At 68.0% G+C, this 1,110-nt stretch carries 1 protein-coding gene and 1 pseudogene; both read left to right on the top strand.

The window, feature by feature from the left end; translation table 11 throughout:
- Positions 1-181 (top strand): annotated as a pseudogene (locus DBR22_RS06445) (S9 family peptidase); the annotation flags it as partial.
- A 10-nt stretch (positions 182-191) separates the two neighbouring features.
- Entirely contained in the window at positions 192-929 is a 738-nt protein-coding gene (locus DBR22_RS06440) for a DNA alkylation repair protein (protein WP_108598319.1), read from the top strand.
- Positions 930-1,110: the final 181 nt, after the last annotated feature.

The raw sequence follows: 1,110 nt of genomic DNA, 5'->3' as shown, positions 1-1,110 counted from the left end.
CGCGTCACTGGCCCGCGCCGGAGTGCCGGCCGAACTCCATGTGTTCCCGCACGGACGCCATGGCATTGGCCTTGCCGCGGACGTTCCCGGGCCGGACCAGTGGACAGCGCTGTGCGCGGCCTGGCTCGACCGGATGGGGTGGGTTCAGGAGCCCGCCGCAGGCAGCGCCGTCAGCCCTTAGAGTTTCCCCCATGCCGGAGAACAAACTGCCCGCCGCGGAAGCGCCCAACGCTGACGTGCTGGACGCAGTCCGGGCTGAACTGTTGGCACGGGCGGACCCGGTGCGTGCGTCCGGTGTCCAGGCGTATATGAAGTCCAGCCTGCCCTCCCGCGGCGTCAGGGTGCCGGAAGTGAGGCAACTGGTCCTCGCCGCTGCCGCTGCCCATCCGTTCGCGTCCGCCGGCCAGCTCCGCTCCACGGTGCTCGAACTCTGGCGTACGGCCTCAGCCAGGGAGGAGCGGTACGCGGCGATCGACCTCACAGGGCTTCGAATGGTGGCCGGTGATCCCCTGATGCTCCCCATCTACGAAGAAATCATCCGTACCGGAGCCTGGTGGGATTTCGTGGACGGCGTAGCGCACCGCCTGTACGGGCTGCTGGAGTCCCACCGTCCCCTGATGACCGCGGTATTGCTCAACTGGAGCAGGGACGCGGATTTCTGGATCCGGCGGGCCTCGATCACATCCCAGCTGAAGGCCAAAGCCCGCACCGACAGGGACATGTTACGGGCTGTCATCGAACCAAACCTGGCCGACCCGGAGTTCTTCATCCGGAAGGCGATCGGCTGGGCCTTACGCGAATACGCCAAAACCGATCCCGAGTGGGTCCGCGGCTTCGTCTCAGAGCTCGGCACGCAGCTGAGTCCGCTGTCCCGGAAGGAAGCACTCCGGAACCTGCCGGATTCTCCTGCCCGCTCCATGGAAGGCTGACTGGATGCCTCGATTGCCCGCGTCAGCGCAATGTCCCGGACCTCGGGCGCGGGGGACGGGCCGGGGCGGGCCAGGCCTCGAGCCGGTTGGCGGCGCGGGCCCCGGCCAGCGCCAATATCACCCCGCCGAAGGCAGTCACTATGAGCCCGTACACCAGGGCCATCGGCGGTGGTCCCGAGAC

The sequence above is a fragment of the Arthrobacter sp. HMWF013 genome, assembly GCF_003061105.1.
GTDB lineage: Bacteria > Actinomycetota > Actinomycetes > Actinomycetales > Micrococcaceae > Arthrobacter.
The sequence above is the reverse complement of the archived record's forward strand: the minus strand, read 5'-3'. Positions and strand labels throughout refer to the sequence as shown.